Here is a 15,612-nt window from a genome sequence, read left to right on the forward strand (position 1 = left end):
GAGTATATCAGTCCGAGCGAGGATACTGCCCAATCAGGAGAGGTTCTAGAATTCCCTTCAGACGGCGGGCGACGCCCACCGAATCCCTGAAGGACATGGATCATGACCCAGACCTTGAAGACAATGCGCGTGCTGGTGATCGGCGGCAGTTCCGGCATTGGCTTGGCGACCGCGATAGCCGCCGCCAAAGCCGACGCTGCCGTCACCATCGCCTCGCGATCGCACGACAAGCTGAAAGCGGCGGTTGCCAGGATTGGCGGCGACGCACGTGCCGTCGCGCTCGACACCCGCGATCTTGAGGCGGTCGAACGTTTCTTCGCCGGGGAACCGGTTTGGGACCATGTCGTCATCTCCGCCGCGCAGACGCCGGGCGGACCGGTGCGCAGTCTTGCCGTCGCCGACGCCCGTACCGCCATGGACAGCAAATTCTGGGGCGCCTATCACGTCGCCCGCACCGCGAAGATCCGCGAAACCGGATCGCTGACCTTCATTTCAGGCTTTCTCAGCGTCCGTCCCTCCGCAACCTCGGTCCTGCAAGGCGCCATCAACGCGGCGCTGGAGGCGCTGGCCCGCGGGCTGGCCCTGGAACTCGCCCCGATCCGGGTCAACGCGGTTTCCCCCGGCCTGATCGCAACGCCGCTGTGGTCCGGCCTGCCCGAGGAGAAGCGGGAGGCCATGTTCGCCGGCGCCGCCCAGCGTCTGCCCGCCCGCCGGATCGGTCAGGCCGAAGACATCGCCAACGCCGTGCTGTTCCTCGCCACCACGCCCTTTGCGACCGGCTCCACGGTGCGGGTGGACGGCGGCGGCGCCATCGCCTGAAACCGATGCCGCACGTCCTCACGTCATTTTCCGGAATACAACACCATGCACAGCGCTGTCCAAAAACTCGCCCGCGCCGCCCTGTTCACGGCGGCCCTGGGCGCCATCCCCGCCGGCAGCTCCGCGGCCGCCGACGGCGTCACCATCCGCGACCTGATCGTCACCACGCCGCAACCCGACGCACGGAGCGATGCCGCCATCAAGGCCGCCCGCGCCTTCTACGAGTTCTGGAACAGTGGAGACACCGCCTTTCTGAAGCAGGCGATTTCCGACCGGTTCACCGACCGCACCCTGCCCGCCGGCCGGCCGCAGGGTCCGGAGGGGCCGTCCTTCGCCTCCCGCGGCTTCCGCGCCGCAGTGCCGGACCTGGGTGTCACGGTGGAGAAGATGATCGTGACCGGCGGCTACGTCACCGTCCACATGGTCTTCACCGGCCATTTCAGCGGCACCTTCGGCAACACCCCCGGCGGGGGCCAGCCGATCCGCTTCATCGCCACCGATCTGCTGAAGGTGGAGGACGGCCGGATCACCGATAACTGGCACATCGAGGACAATCTGACCCTGCTCCAGCAGATGGGGCTGGCCAAAATCACCCCGTGAGCGGACCTCATGCCGGCAACGCTTCATGGGGGTTGATGAATATTTTTCATAAGTCCATGCGGCTTCGTTGGGCTAATCGCAGGCAGTTCCGTGGACTAGTTTCTCTTGTTCCACCGCCCCATCGCGTTGGACAACGACCGGAGGATCGAGACCATGGACATCACGCGCGCCGGCTCGCAGCCATCCAGCAGGGGACCGGCCGACTGGTTCACCGGAACCGTTCGCATCGATCCGCTGTTCCCACCGCACCCGCCGGCGCGCGCGACTGCCGCCAGCGTCACTTTTGAACCCGGCGCCCACACCGCTTGGCACACCCATCCACTGGGGCAGACGCTGATCGTCACCGCCGGCTGCGGCCGTGTTCAGCGCGAGGGTGGGCCGATCGAAGAGATCAGGCCGGGCGACGTGGTCTGGTTCGCGCCTGGCGAGAAGCACTGGCACGGCGCGTCGCCCACCACGGCAATGACGCACATCGCCATCCAGGAGCAGTTGGACGGCAAGGCGGTCGATTGGATGGACAAGGTGACGGACGAACAGTACGGCGCGTGACGCCGCCCGGCCCCGCGAAGATATCGACAGACGAGAAGAAGAACCCCATGACCGTAAAAGCCTATGGCGCCTATGCCGCCGACAAGCCGCTGGAACCGATGGACATCACCCGCCGGGCTCCCGGCCCGCATGACGTCCAGATCGAGATCGCCTATTGCGGCATCTGCCATTCCGACCTGCATCAGGTGCGGGCGGAATGGGCCGGCACGCTCTGGCCCTGCGTTCCCGGACACGAAATCGTCGGCCGCGTTTCAGCGGTCGGCGGGCATGTTAAGGGCTTCCACGAAGGCGATCTGGTCGGCATCGGCTGCATGGTCGACAGCTGCCGGCACTGCGACGACTGCGAAGCCGGGCTGGAGAACTACTGCGACAACATGGTCGGCACCTACAACGGCCCGACCGACGATCCACCCGGCCATACGCTGGGCGGCTATTCGCAGCGGATCGTCGTGAACGAGCGCTATGTTTTGCGTGTGAAGCATCCGGAAGAGCAACTGGCGGCTGTGGCCCCGCTGCTTTGCGCCGGCATCACCACCTATTCACCGCTGCGCCACTGGCAGGCGGGGCCGGGCAAGAAGGTCGGTGTCGTCGGCATCGGCGGCCTCGGCCATATGGGGATCAAGCTGGCCCATGCCATGGGCGCCCATGTGGTGGCCTTCACCACCTCCGAATCCAAGCGGGAGGATGCCAAGGCGCTGGGTGCGGACGAAGTCGTCGTTTCGCGCAACGAGGCCGAGATGGCCGCCCATGTCAAGAGCTTCGACCTGATCCTGAACACGGTGGCGGCCCCACACGACCTGGACGCCTTCCTGGTTCTGCTGAAACGCGACGGAACGATGACGTTGGTCGGCGCGCCGGCCACGCCGCATCCGTCGCCCAACGTGTTCAACCTGATCACCAAGCGGCGGTCCATTGCCGGCTCGATGATCGGCGGCATTCCCGAAACTCAGGAGATGCTGGACTTCTGCGCCGAACACGGCATCACCGCGGACATCGAACTGATCCGCGCCGGGGAGATCAATGCGGCCTATGAGCGGATGCTGAAGGGCGACGTCAAATACCGCTTCGTGATCGACAACGCCTCCCTGTCCGGCTGAGTTCGGCTCTCGGGTCAATGCCGGACGTCATTCCGGGGCCGATGGCGCTCTTGCCCGGCTATCGAGTTCCTGAAATCCGATCAGGCGCTATAATGCGCATGGCGACAGGAAGAAACCTCATGAATGCCGCGCGAGAGCGTCGACGATCTGCTGGCGTTCATCGCCGTCGCCCGTGAACGCAGCTTCACCAGGGCGGCGACCCAGTTCGGGCTGTCGCAGTCGGCACTCAGCCACACGATCCGCCAGCGCGAAGCCCGGCTTGGGGTCCGGCTTCTGACCCGCACGACCCGCTTGGTGTCCCTGACCGACGCAGACGCGCAACGGCCGGCCCTGGATGCCGCCGCCGGCATTGACCTGGTCCAGCGCCAGATCGAAGCCGCGCTGCCACTGCGCGCCATACTGCGCATACTGGCCGGTCAGCGGCCCGCTGACGCCGAGCACCACCGCCTCCATTGCCGGATCGGCGGGCTGCGAGAAGGCCGGCTGGACGACGCCGAGCACGGTCAGCAGCGACAGGGTGCCAGCGACGAGCGCGGTGGAACGGAGGATCAGGTCGAGCATGGGACTGGCTTTCAAATTTTGAAATTCGGATCAGTTGGTGGCGGCGGGAATGCTGCCGTCCCACAGGGCGAAGGCGCCGTCCTCGACCACCAGCTTGACGTTGCGCACGCCGGACCCCCGGCGTGTCTCCGGATCGAAGGTGGCCTTGCCGAAGATGACGCTGGGGATGTCCTTCACATGGGGGGAGACGTCGCGGATCGCGGTACGGTCGGTGCCGCCGACCTCGATCACCCGTTGCGCCACCAGCACCGCGTCATAGGCGTAAGCGGAAAAAGCGTCCGACTCTTCCTGGTACTTCGCCCGGTAGGCGGCGACGAAGCCCTGCACCTCCGGACGGGGTGCGGCTGGAAAGAAGTTGGCCCGGGTGTGGACGCCGTTGACCGCCTCTCCGCCCAGTTCGAGAAACTTGGGCGAATAGACGGATCCCACCGCGACCACCGGCTGGGTGAGACCGACCGGCTTCAGCTGGCGGGCGATGGCCGCCCCGTCGGCGTAGTAGGAGATCAGCACAATGCCGTCGGGATTGGCTTCGCGCACCCGCACCAGGGTGGAGCGGAAATCCTTCTCGTCGGGCAGATAGCCCTCGGTGGCGACGACCTCCGCCCCGCGCTCCTTCGCCACCTTGACGAAGATGTCCTTGCTGGTGCGGCCCCAGTCGGTGTTGAGGTGCAGCACAGCCAGCCGCTTGAGCTTCAGCGAGGTGACGGCGAAATCGGCGACGTTCGGCTGCTCCTCCGCCTGGCTGATGGAATTGCTCCAGATGAAGTCGCCGCCCTTGGTGAAGTCAGGGTGGGAGTTGGTGAAGCCGAACTGAACCAGCCCGGCCCGCTGGTAGATCGGCGAGGCGGCCATCGACGCCGGGCTGGAGAAGTCGCCCAGCTCGATCAGGATCTTCGGGTCGGCGACGAATTTCTGCGCGATGGCGATGGACTGGCGCGGATCGTTCTGGCTGTCCTCGAACACGTAGCGCAGCGGACGGCCCTTCACCCCGCCGGCGGCGTTGATCTGGTCGAGCGCGAGGTCGAAGCCCTTCCTCCACTGCGCGCCATACTGCGCGCTGGGACCGGTCAGCGGCCCGCTGACCCCGAACCACAGCGGCTCGCCCGCCGCCTCCGCCGCGTTCGCCGGCCCGCCGGACATCGCCATGCACGCAAGCGCCATGGTCCCGGCCAGGGTGTGGAACAACACGGAACGTCGCGAAAGCTGAGGCCGGGTCATGGCGTCGTCTCCAATTGGGCTCGGAGCCCGAATTCGAAAAAGACCGCCGCCCGGAAACGGGGCGTGGACCCGCTGACGGGCGGCGGTTTCAGGCACGGGAGGACGGGACACCGACAGGATGCTGCGCCGGAAGGACAGTGGTCGCAGCGCCCGCCGGCACCCGGACGGTTCCGATCAGAAATCGTAACCGCCGCCGGCCCCGGCCGGTGCTGCCGGGGACTTCGGTTCCGGGCGCTCGACGATCAGCGCCTCGGTGGTGATCAGCAGGCCGGCGACCGACGCCGCGTCCTGCAAGGCGATGCGCACGACCTTGGCCGGGTCGATGATGCCGGCCTTCAGCAGGTCGGTGAATTCGCCGGTCTGCGCGTCGTAGCCGAAGGCGGTGTCGTTCCCCTCCAGCAGCTTGCCGACGATGACTGACCCGTCGGCCCCGGCATTCTCGGCGATCTGGCGCACCGGCGCCTGAAGCGCGCGCCGCACGATGTCGATGCCGACGCGCTCGTCGTCGTTGACCGGAACCACCGCATCGATGGCGCGGGTGGAGTAGAGCAAAGTGACACCGCCGCCGGGCACGATACCCTCGGCGATGGCCGCGCGGGTGGCGTGGACGGCGTCGTCCACGCGGTCCTTGCGCTCCTTCACCTCGACCTCGGTCGAGCCGCCGACGCGGATCACGGCGACGCCGCCCGACAGCTTGGCCAGCCGCTCCTGCAGCTTCTCGCGGTCGTAGTCGGAGGTGGTTTCCTCGATCTGGGCGCGGATCTGGGCGATGCGGGCGTCGATGGCCTCGCGGCCGCCGGCCCCATCGATCACCGTGGTCTCCTCCTTGGCGATCACCACCCGCTTCGCGGTGCCGAGATCGGCCAGCGAGACCGTCTCAAGCTTGAGGCCGATGTCCTCGCTGATCACCTGGCCGTTGGTGAGGATGGCGATGTCCTCCAGGATCGCCTTGCGGCGGTCGCCGAAGCCCGGCGCCTTCACCGCGGCGATCTTCAGGCCGCCGCGCAGCTTGTTGACCACCAGGGTCGCCAGCGCCTCGCCCTCGACATCCTCGGCGATGATCAGCAGCGGACGGGAGGACTGCACCACCGCCTCCAGCACCGGCAGCAGCGGCTGGAGGCTCGACAGCTTCTTGTCGTGGATCAGGATACACGGGTTGTCGAAATCGACCACCAGCTTCTCGGCGTTGGTGACGAAGTAGGGCGAGAGATAGCCGCGGTCGAACTGAAGCCCTTCGACGACGTTCAGTTCGGTCTCCAGGCTCTTGGCCTCCTCCACCGTGATCACGCCGTCGTTGCCGACCTTGGCCACCGCCTCGGCGATGATGGCGCCGATGGCGCGCTCGCCGTTGGCGGAGATGGTGCCGACCTGCGCCACCTCGTCGTTGGTGGAGATGGTCTTGGCCCGCGCCTTCACGTCGGCGATCACCGCCGCGACGGCGCGGTCGATGCCGCGCTTGAGGTCCAGCGGGTTCAGCCCAGCGGCGACGGCCTTGGCGCCTTCGCGGACGATGGCCTGGGCCAGCACCGTGGCGGTGGTGGTGCCGTCGCCGGCCAGATCGGCGGTCTTCGAAGCCACCTCGCGCACCAGCTGGGCGCCGAGATTTTCGAAGCGGTCGGCCAGCTCGATCTCCTTGGCGACCGACACGCCGTCCTTGGTGATGCGGGGAGCGCCGAAGGATTTCTCGATCACGACGTTGCGGCCCTTCGGGCCCAGCGTGACCTTCACGGCATTGGCGAGGGTGTCGACGCCGCGCAGGATGCGGTCACGGGCATCGGCGGAGAATTTGACGTCCTTGGCGGCCATGGCGATGTCCTTTTTATCGAAGTCTTTTTTGGGTGGGTTCCAGCGGAAACGGGCGGTTCTGCCTCGGCGGGCGCGTCAGGCGGGCTCGACCACGCCGACGATGTCGGATTCCTTGATGACCAGCAGATCCTCGCCCTGCACCTTGATCTCGGTGCCCGACCATTTGCCGAAGACCACGCGGTCGCCGACCTTCACGTCGAGCGGGTGGATGCGGCCCTGGTCGTCGCGCACGCCGGGACCGACGGCGATCACCTCGGCCTCCTGCGGCTTCTCCTTGGCGGTGTCGGGGATGATGATCCCGCCCTTCGACTTTTCCTCCTGCGCCACACGGCGGACGACGACGCGGTCGTGCAACGGACGGAACGGCATGCCTGGTGTCTCCTTGGTTCGGGCCCCGTTCGGGCCTCGCTGGGGGTTCATGTGCGGCGCCCCGCATTCACCGTAGGAACCAAGCTTAATCACTGTTTATTCCTACTGTAAAGATAGTGATTTGTGTTTTATTTATACATTTGTTTTATGTTATACACGGTCCATCTGGGATCGCAGCCACCCGACTCATTTGAAAAACTCAACGGAATCATGAGCATTCCAAAATTGACGGGGTGCCGCTGCGGTATTGTAAGAAACAACACACAGATGCACAGAAACGGCGGAGTTTCACAAAAATGCCGAACATCCCGGTATCGACCGCTCCGCCGACCGCAAGGTTGCCTGTCGTAGAGTTGCCGCCCATCGCTGCCGACGTGCTGGTGATCGGCGGCGGCCTGTCGGGAACCTGGGCGGCGCTGGCGGCGGTGCAGGCCGGGGCCAGGGTGGTGCTGGCCGACAAGGGCTATTGCGGCGCAAGCGGGGTCGCCGCCACCTCGGGTCCCGGCCACTGGTGGGTGCCCCCCGATCCAGACGCGCGGGCCGAGGCGATCCGCCAGCGCATGGCGATTGCCGGCGGCATCGCCGACCCGGCCTGGATGGAGCGGATCCTCGACATCACCTGGACCACCCTGCCGACCATCGCCGATGTCTACGACTTCTCCACCGACGAGACCGGAACGGTTCAGTATCGTGGCCTGCGCGGGCCGGAATATCTGCGGGCGATGCGCCGCAAGATCCACAGGCTCGGCGTCCGCATCCTCGACCAGAGTCCGGCGCTGGAACTGCTGGCCGACTCCGGCGGTGGCATCGTCGGCGCGCGCGGCCTGCGCCGGCAGCGGGGCGAAGCCTGGACCGTGCGCGCCGGGGCGGTGATCCTGGCGACCGGCGGCTGCGCCTTCAAATCGCGGCTTCTCGGCAGCCACACCAACACCGGCGACGGCCATTTGATGGTGGCGGAGGCCGGGGTGGAGTTCTCCGGCATGGAGTTCTCCACCTACCACACGGTGGCGCCGGCCAATTCGACCATGACCCGGTCGATGTCCTTCGCCTTCGCCACTTATTACGATGCCGAGGGACGGGAGATCGCCCTGCCGCCCGGCGACACCACCCGAACGCTGGCCCGCGCCATGCTGGAAGGGCCGGTGCTGTGCAGCCTGCACCGCATGCCGACGGACATCCGCGAGCGGCTGCGCCGGGTGCAGCCCAACATGATGCTGCCTTTCGACCGCACTGGTGGTGATCCCTTCACCAACCGCTTTCCCGTGCTGCTGCGGCCGGAGGGCACCATCCGCGGGTCCGGCGGCATCCGGCTGGCGGACGATGACTGCGGCACTGCCACCGACGGGCTGTTCGTCGTCGGCGATGCCGCGACACGCGAGCCGGTGGCGGGGGCGGTGTCGGGCGGCGGCGCCATCCTGGCCGCCTGGGCGCTGTCGTCGGGCGTGATCGCCGGACGCGCTGCTGCGGCGCGGGCGGCCCGCCATGGCCGGCGCACCGACGATGCCGCCCGTCCGCTGGGACAGGCCGGACTGCGCCCGGCACGCCATGCCGCTTCGGTCGATCCGCGCGCCGTCACCGCCGCCGTCCAGGCCGAGATGCTGCCCTACGACAAGACCATCTTCCGCCGCGGCCCGGCGCTGGCCCGCTCGCTGTCGCGGCTGGACGGGGTGTGGAGCGACCTGCGCGACCATCTGGACGGCGAAGGGGCAGCCACTGCGGGGGAAACGGTGCAGGCGCGCGAGAGCGCCGCCCTGACCGCCGTCGCCCGCTGGTGCACCCGCGCGGCGCTCGTCCGGCCGGAAAGCCGCGGCATGCATCTGCGCGTCGATGCCCCGGCCAGCCATCCGGCTCTGGCCCGGCGCCTGACCGTCGGCGGGCTGGACCGGCTGTGGTCCCGCTTCGACGGGGACGCGCCGCAACCTCTCGCACATCCCGCCACCACCCAGGCAGGTGCCGCATGATCAGCCTTATCATCGCCGAACGCTGTACCGGATGCCAGGTCTGCGTCCGCGTCTGCCCGACCAACGTCTTCGACGCCGTCCGGGGCGGGCCGCCGGTGATCGCCCGGCAACAGGACTGCCAGACCTGCTTCCTGTGCGAACTCTACTGCCAGCCCGACGCGCTTTATGTCGATCCCGACTGCGAGGCGCCGGCCACGGTCAGCGCCGAAGAGGTCGAGCGGTCCGGCCAGCGCGGCCGTTACCGCCGCGAATCAGGCTGGGACGAATGGGCCGGCGACCCGCGCTATGCCAACGAACATTGGCGGATGGACCAGATTTTCGCCCGCGCCCGGGCCCTGTCCTGACTCCGCCACCGACTTCCCGACAAGCCGTCCTGCCCAGCCGTGGAGATCCCGCATGAGCAGCCTCGACAGCAGTTTCGGCGTCCCCCGTGCCGCCACGCCGCAAGCCCCGACCGCAGCGAAACGGGTGCGCCGCCCGATTTCCGACGGACAGCACCGCATCGGAACGAGAGCCCATGTCGCCCTGTCCTGGATCGCTCCGCTTCTGCTTCTGGCGATGTGGGAGGGGTTGGCCCGCAACGGCTGGATCGAGCCGCATGTGCTGCCGGCACCCAGCAAGGTGGTGGCGACCGCCTGGAAGCTGGCGTTGCACGGCACGCTGCTGCGCGACCTCGGCACCAGCCTGCTGCGGGCGGCGACCGGCTTCGCCATCGGCGGCGGCATCGGCTTCGCGCTCGGCACGCTGGTCGGCTTCTCCCGGCTGGCCGAGGCGCTGATCGACCGCAGCGTGCAGATGGTCCGCGCCATCCCCTTCCTGGCGCTGCTGCCGCTGGTGATCGTGTGGTTCGGCGTCGGCGAGGGGCAGAAGATCTTCCTGGTCTCGCTGGGCGTCGCCTTCCCGGTCTACATCAACACCACGCTCGGCATCCGGCAGGTCGATCCCAAGCTGCTGGAGCTTGGCCGGGTGCGCGGCCTGTCCACCGCCCTGCTGATCCGCCGGATCGTCCTGCCGGGCGCCCTGCCCTCCATCCTCACTGGCGTCCGCTACGCCCTGGCGACGGCATGGCTGGCTCTGGTGGTGGCGGAGACCATCGGCGCGCAGGCCGGGCTGGGCTTCCTCGCCATGGACGCGCGCGAGTTCCTGCGCACCGACGTGATCGTCTTGACCATCGTCATCTACGCCCTGATCGGCGTGCTGGCCGACAGCCTGGCCCGGCTGCTGGAGCGCCGCCTGCTGGCCTGGCATCCCAATTACGGAGCCGCCCGATGAGCACCCCTCAGATGAGCGCCCAACATGTCTCGGACGCCGAGCCTGCCGTCACCGTCACGGGCCTGCGCCGCGCCTATGGCCGCCGCGTGGTGATCGACGCGCTGGATTTGCGCATCGAACGCGGCGAGTTCGTCGCCCTGCTGGGCGAGAGCGGCTGCGGCAAGACCACGCTGCTGCGGGCGCTGGCCGGGCTGGACCCGATCCAGGGCGGCCGCATCGACGCCCCCGGCAAGCCGGCGGTGGTGTTCCAGGAGCCGCGCCTGCTGCCCTGGGACAGCCTGTGGCGCAACGTCTCGCTCGGCCTGCCGGAGCATGGCGCGCGCGAGGCCGCGGTGGCGGCGCTGGCGGAGGTGGGCTTGGGCAACCGGCTGGACGACTGGCCGCGCACCCTGTCCGGCGGTCAGGCCCAGCGGGTGGCGCTGGCGAGGGCGCTGGTGCAGGAACCGGAGCTTCTGCTTCTCGACGAGCCTTTCGCGGCGCTCGACGCGCTGACCCGCATCCGCATGCACGGGCTGGTCAAGGAACTGGTGGCCCGCCACCGGCCGGGCGTCCTGCTGGTCACCCACGATGTGGAGGAGGCGATCCGGCTGGCCGACCGCATCCTGGTGATGCGGGACGGCGCCATCGCCGCCGAACATCTGCCGGAGACCGCCGCCGATCCCCAGCGCTTCCGCGCGCTGCTGCTGGCCGAGCTGGGCGTGCAGGGAACCGCCGCCGCTTGACTGGTGCCGACCGGCCGCCGGCCTTCAAACCCGCCCGACCTCCTTTCCGACCGCCCCCCTCTTCCGACCGAACGAGCCTTCCGATGACCGATCCGTTTCGCTCCCCCACCACCCGCCGCGCCTTCCTCGCCCGCTCGCTAATCGGCGCCGGGACTGCCGGCCTCTCCGCAGGCTTCGATCCGTTGGCTGGCACTTTACCGGCTGCCCGAGCCGCTACCCAGACCACGGCCGGCCGCAACACCGACACCATCCGCCTGACCTGGGGCTTCTCCGGCCTGGCCTTCATCGCCAAGGAGCGGGGAGAGCTGGAGAAGACGCTGGCGAAGGACGGCATCAAGGTGGAGTGGATCGGCCCCTTCCCCAACCATGCGCCGACCTTGCAGGCGGTGACCGGCGGCACCGCCGATTTCAGCTTCGGCGGCAGCACCACCCCGGCGCTGGCGGCCATCATCGCCGGCTCGCCGCTGGTCTTCAGCCTGTTCCTGAACTACACCCCACGCACCACCGCGATCATCGCCAAGGACGGCTCCGGCATCGACAGGGTGGCCGATCTGGTCGGCAAGTCGGTCGCGGTCAACCGCTCCGGCCTGGGCGAGTTCCTGCTGGTGGCGGCGCTGGAGAAGCATGGCGTCGACCGCTCGAAGGTCAATTTCGTCTATCTCAACCCACCCGACGCCGCCCCGGCGCTGGCATCGGGCAAGGTGGACGCGTGGTCGATGTGGAGCCCCGGCGTCGACATCGCCCGGCTGGAATACAAGGCGCACGACATCTTCCAGGAGGAGCGCGACCTCGATTTCCAGATCGATTTCACCAGCTACCTGACCCGCCGCCGCTTCGCGCAGGAGAACCCGGACCTGATCCGCGCCCTGAACGCGGCCTTCACCGCCGAAGCGGCCTGGGCCTCCGCCAATACGGTGGAGGCGGAGACCATCGTCCAGGCCAAGGCCGGCTATCGCGACGAGATCCGCGACGGCTACATCGCGCTGAAGCGGCAGTACCGGCTCTATCCGGTCAGCGACGCCGCCTTCGTCGGCGACCTCCAGAAGGCGGCCGACTGGCTGGTCGCCCGCCGCATCCTGCCGGAGCCGGTCAGGGTGGCCGACCATCTGGCGGCGCTGTGATGAGCGGCGGGGACAACTTCACCGCGACGCATTGGGGGGTCTACCGGCCGCGGGTGGCGGACGGCAGGCTGACCGCGCTGGACCCGGCCCCGTGGGACAAGGCGCCGTCGGCCATCGGCCGGTCGGTGGTCGACGGGATCGACGCCCCCGCCCACATCCGCCGCCCGGCGGTGCGCGAAGGCTTCCTGCGCCACGGTCCGGCATCGCGTGACGGGCGCGGACGCGAGCCGTTCGTCGAGCTGTCGTGGGACGAGGCGCTCGACCTCGCCGCGCGCGAACTGGACCGGGTGCGGCGCGACCATGGCAACGCCGCCATCTTCGGCGGCTCTTATGGCTGGGCCAGCGCCGGCCGCTTCCACCATGCCCAGAGCCAGCTTCACCGCTTCCTCAACTGCATCGGCGGCTATACGGCGCACAGCGACACCTACAGCCTGGGCGCCGGGCGGGTGCTGATGCCGCGCATCCTGGCGTCGATGGACGATTTGATGCTGTCCCACACCGCCTGGACCAGCCTGGAAAAACACTGCGAGCTGTTCGTCGCCTTCGGCGGCCTGCCGGCCCGCAACGCACAGGTCGGATCGGGCGGGGCCAGCGACCATCTGGTCAAGCCGGCGCTGGGCCGGCTGGCGGCGGCCGGCGTGCGCTTCGTCAATGTCAGCCCGGTCCGCCACGACCTCGACGACGTGCCGGGGGCGGAATGGATCGCCATCCGGCCCGGCACCGACACCGCCGTCATGCTCGGCCTCGCCCACACGCTGGTGGCGGAGGGGCTGGCGGACGGCGATTTCCTCGCCCGCTGCACCGTCGGCTATGAGGAGTTCCGCCGCTATCTGACCGGTGAAGCCAATGGCCTCGCCAAGGATGCCGGCTGGGCCGCCACCATCGCCGGCGTACCGGCTGAGACCATCGTGACGCTGGCCCGCCGAATGGCCGGCAGCCGAACCATGATGAATCTCGCCTGGTCGCTGCAACGGGCGGTGCATGGTGAGCAGCCCTTCTGGATGGGGGTGACGCTGGCGGCGATGCTGGGCCAGATCGGCACGCCCGGCGGCGGGCTGGGAGTCGGCTATTCGGTGATGAACACCATGGGGTCGGGGCGGCGCCGGGTGACCGGGCCGCGACTGCCGCAGGGGCGCAACCCGGTGGACACCGCCATCCCGGTCGCCCGCATCGCCGACATGCTGCTGAATCCCGGAACCTCTTACCGCTACAACGGGCAGACCCGGCGCTATCCGGACATCAGGCTGGTCCATTGGGCCGGCGGCAACGCCTTCCACCACCATCAGGACATCAACCGGCTGGTCCGGGCATGGCGGCGGCCGGAGACGGTCATCGTCCAGGATCCTTTCTGGACAGCCCAGGCGAAATTCGCCGACATCGTGCTGCCGGCGACCACGGCACTGGAGCGCGACGACATCGGCGGCGCCACCGGCGACCGCTTCCTGGTGTGGATGGCCCGCGCCCTCGATCCGGTCGGCGAGGCGCGCGACGACCACGCCATCCTCGCCGGACTCGCAGGTCGGCTGGGGGTGGAGGCGGAGTTCACCGGCGGGCTGACCACCGAGGAGTGGCTGGAACGGCTCTATGAGGAATGCCGGTTCAACGCCCCGGTGCCGCTGCCGGATTTCCGCAGCTTCCTGGCGGCCGGGCTGGCCGAAATCCCCCTGGTCGAGCCGGAGAAAATTCTTCTGCAAGCCTTCCGCGCCGACCCCGACGGATCGCCGCTGCCCACCCCGTCGGGCCGGATCGAGATCGGCTCCGCCGCCATCGCCGGCTTTGGCCTGCCCGACTGCCCCGGCCATCCGGTGTGGCGCGATCCGGCGGAGCATCCGGGATTGGCCGGCGACGACGGCCCGCTGCATCTGCTGTCCTGCCAGCCGGCGACCCGCCTGCACAGCCAGTACGACCATGGCGTGGCCAGCCGGGAGAGCAAGATTTCCGGGCGGGAACCGATCCGTATCCATCCCGACGATGCGGCGGCGCGCGGCATCGGCGACGGCGACGTGGTGCGGGTGTTCAACCGGCGCGGCGCCTTCCTGGCCGGTGCGGTGCTGACCGACGGCATCCGGCCCGGCGTGCTGCAGATCGCCACCGGCGCCTGGTACGATCCGGTCGATCCCGACACCGACGGCAGCCTCGACGCCCACGGCAATCCCAACATGGTGACGCCCGACACTGGCACCTCGACCCTTGCCCAGGGCTGTTCGGCCCAAAGCGCCCTGGTGGATGTCGAACGCTTCACCGGTCCGCTGCCCGCAATCCGTGCCTTCCAGCCGCCGCGCTTCGTCAGCCGCCATGAGACATGACGTCAGGCCGCGCCGGCGCGCCTGCGCCATTCGGCGAGCCGTTCCAGCGCCTGATGCAGCAGCGGCAACCGTTTGGCGAAGCACAGGCGGATCAACGAGGTCATGTCGCGCTCTGCATAGAAGCTACTGACCGGTACGGCGGCGACGCCAGATTCGGCGACCAGACGGCGGCAGAAGGCGAAATCGTCGCCCTCACGGTCGAGATCTCCAATATCGACGCACAGGAAATAGGTGGCGCCGCAGTCGAGCACGCTGAACCCCAACTCGCGCAGCCCGCCGGCGAGCTGGTCGCGGTTGTGCTGCAAGGTCGCCTGCAAGCCCTGGAAATAGGACTCGTCCAGGCCGAGCCCGAAGGCGACGGCGGCCTGGAGATGGGGCGGTGTCGCGAAGGTGAGATACTGGTGGGCGCGGGCGACCGGCTCCAGCAGCGCCGCCGGCGCGGTGACGTAGCCGACCTTCCAGCCGGTGACCGAGAAGGTCTTGCCGGCCGAGCCGATGCGCAGGCAGCGGCCCTGCGCCTCCGGCAGCGTGTAGAGCGGCACATGGGCGCGGCCGTCGAAGGTCAGATGTTCGTAGACCTCGTCGCAGATGGCAATCAGGTCGTGGCGCTCCAGCAGCCCGGCCAGGAAGCCCAGCTCGTCCCGGCTGAAAATCTTGTCGTTCGGGTTCATCGGCGTGTTCAGCAGGATCGCCCTCGTCCGCGGCGTGATGGCATCGAGAATGCGCTGGCGCGGCAGTTCCCAGTGTGGCGGGTCCAGCCGGATCGGCACCGGAACCGCCCCGGCCCGGCGCAGCAGCACGCCGTAACAGTCATAGGCCGGCTGGAAGACCAGCACCTCGTCGCCCGGCTCCAGCAGGCCGAAGAAGCAGTCGGCCAGCGCCTCGGTCGCGCCGGAGGTCACCAGCACCTCGGTCGCCCAATCGGCCTCGATGTTCCAGAAGCGGCGGTTCGCCGCAGCCACCGCCTGGCGCAGGGCCGGCAGACCCAGGGTCGGCGGATATTGGTGGGGTCCGTCGCGCAAGGCCCGCCCCGCCGCCTCGATGACCTCCGCCGCCTCGATGCCTTCGGGGAAGCCCTGCCCGAGATTGATCGCGCATGCTCGGCAGCCAGCCGCGACATCGTCTCGAACACCGAGGTGCGCGTGCTGCGGAACACCGAATTCACCATTTTTCCTCGCCCTTTTCCGTATGGATGCGCTGATTTTCACAGT

The 15,612-nt window shown here is 68.6% G+C and carries 14 protein-coding genes and 2 pseudogenes; 11 read left to right on the forward strand and 5 right to left on the reverse strand.

Annotated features, from left to right (window positions below; all coding sequences use genetic code 11):
- Positions 1–102 precede the first annotated feature (102 nt).
- The 5 genes and pseudogenes from E6C72_RS21400 to E6C72_RS21420 all read left to right on the forward strand — a co-directional run.
- On the forward strand, positions 103–819 hold the full coding sequence (locus tag E6C72_RS21400) for an SDR family oxidoreductase (protein ID WP_109084675.1): 717 nt from the start codon (positions 103–105) through the stop codon (positions 817–819).
- A 45-nt stretch (positions 820–864) separates the two neighbouring features.
- A complete protein-coding gene (locus tag E6C72_RS21405) occupies positions 865–1,419 on the forward strand; it encodes an ester cyclase (protein WP_109084674.1) in 555 nt (184 codons plus the stop codon).
- Positions 1,420–1,572: 153 nt separating this feature from the next.
- Positions 1,573–1,968 carry a cupin domain-containing protein gene (locus tag E6C72_RS21410; protein ID WP_109084673.1) on the forward strand — a complete coding sequence of 132 codons (396 nt, stop codon included), beginning with the start codon at positions 1,573–1,575 and terminating at the stop codon, positions 1,966–1,968.
- 47 nt (positions 1,969–2,015) lie between these two features.
- Positions 2,016–3,065, forward strand: a complete 1,050-nt coding sequence (locus E6C72_RS21415; RefSeq protein ID WP_109084672.1) for an NAD(P)-dependent alcohol dehydrogenase — start codon at positions 2,016–2,018, stop codon at positions 3,063–3,065.
- A 123-nt stretch (positions 3,066–3,188) separates the two neighbouring features.
- Positions 3,189–3,317 (forward strand): annotated as a pseudogene (locus tag E6C72_RS21420) (LysR family transcriptional regulator); the annotation flags it as partial.
- Positions 3,318–3,431: 114 nt separating this feature from the next.
- Here E6C72_RS21420 and E6C72_RS32740 read toward each other — a convergent pair.
- The 4 genes and pseudogenes from E6C72_RS32740 to E6C72_RS21440 form a co-directional block, all read right to left on the reverse strand.
- Positions 3,432–3,626, reverse strand: a pseudogene (locus tag E6C72_RS32740) (ABC transporter substrate-binding protein); the annotation flags it as partial.
- Positions 3,627–3,656: 30 nt separating this feature from the next.
- Positions 3,657–4,844, reverse strand: coding sequence for an ABC transporter substrate-binding protein (locus E6C72_RS21430; RefSeq protein ID WP_109084671.1), 1,188 nt, complete (start codon positions 4,842–4,844; stop codon positions 3,657–3,659).
- Positions 4,845–5,018: 174 nt separating this feature from the next.
- Positions 5,019–6,650, reverse strand: a complete 1,632-nt coding sequence (groL, locus tag E6C72_RS21435) for a chaperonin GroEL (RefSeq protein ID WP_109084670.1) — start codon at positions 6,648–6,650, stop codon at positions 5,019–5,021.
- A 75-nt stretch (positions 6,651–6,725) separates the two neighbouring features.
- A complete protein-coding gene (locus E6C72_RS21440) occupies positions 6,726–7,019 on the reverse strand; it encodes a co-chaperone GroES (protein WP_109049199.1) in 294 nt (97 codons plus the stop codon).
- A gap of 296 nt (positions 7,020–7,315) precedes the next feature.
- On the opposite strand from E6C72_RS21440, the gene E6C72_RS21445 reads away from it, so the two are divergent.
- From E6C72_RS21445 to E6C72_RS21470, 6 genes are all read left to right on the forward strand, one after another.
- Entirely contained in the window at positions 7,316–8,980 is a 1,665-nt protein-coding gene (locus tag E6C72_RS21445) for an FAD-binding protein (protein WP_109084669.1), read from the forward strand.
- Positions 8,977–9,324, forward strand: a complete 348-nt coding sequence (locus E6C72_RS21450; RefSeq protein ID WP_109084668.1) for a ferredoxin family protein — start codon at positions 8,977–8,979, stop codon at positions 9,322–9,324. The genes E6C72_RS21445 and E6C72_RS21450 overlap by 4 nt, the downstream gene beginning before the upstream one ends.
- 52 nt (positions 9,325–9,376) lie before the next feature.
- A complete protein-coding gene (locus E6C72_RS21455; protein ID WP_199228703.1) occupies positions 9,377–10,252 on the forward strand; it encodes an ABC transporter permease subunit in 876 nt (291 codons plus the stop codon).
- Complete coding sequence (locus tag E6C72_RS21460) at positions 10,249–10,974, forward strand: ABC transporter ATP-binding protein (protein WP_199228702.1); 726 nt, start codon at positions 10,249–10,251, stop codon at positions 10,972–10,974. Before E6C72_RS21455 ends, E6C72_RS21460 begins: the two co-directional genes overlap by 4 nt.
- An 83-nt stretch (positions 10,975–11,057) precedes the next feature.
- Positions 11,058–12,095 (forward strand): NrtA/SsuA/CpmA family ABC transporter substrate-binding protein, encoded by a 1,038-nt coding sequence (locus E6C72_RS21465; RefSeq protein WP_109084667.1) that lies wholly within the window; start codon positions 11,058–11,060, stop codon positions 12,093–12,095.
- On the forward strand, positions 12,095–14,401 hold the full coding sequence (locus tag E6C72_RS21470; protein ID WP_109084807.1) for a molybdopterin-dependent oxidoreductase: 2,307 nt from the start codon (positions 12,095–12,097) through the stop codon (positions 14,399–14,401). Before E6C72_RS21465 ends, E6C72_RS21470 begins: the two co-directional genes overlap by 1 nt.
- Positions 14,402–14,403: 2 nt before the next feature.
- Here the strand turns inward: E6C72_RS21470 and E6C72_RS21475 are convergent, their stop codons facing one another.
- A complete protein-coding gene (locus E6C72_RS21475) occupies positions 14,404–15,609 on the reverse strand; it encodes an aminotransferase (RefSeq protein WP_348981131.1) in 1,206 nt (401 codons plus the stop codon).
- Positions 15,610–15,612: the final 3 nt, after the last annotated feature.

Source organism: Azospirillum sp. TSH100 (genome assembly GCF_004923295.1).
Classification (GTDB): domain Bacteria; phylum Pseudomonadota; class Alphaproteobacteria; order Azospirillales; family Azospirillaceae; genus Azospirillum.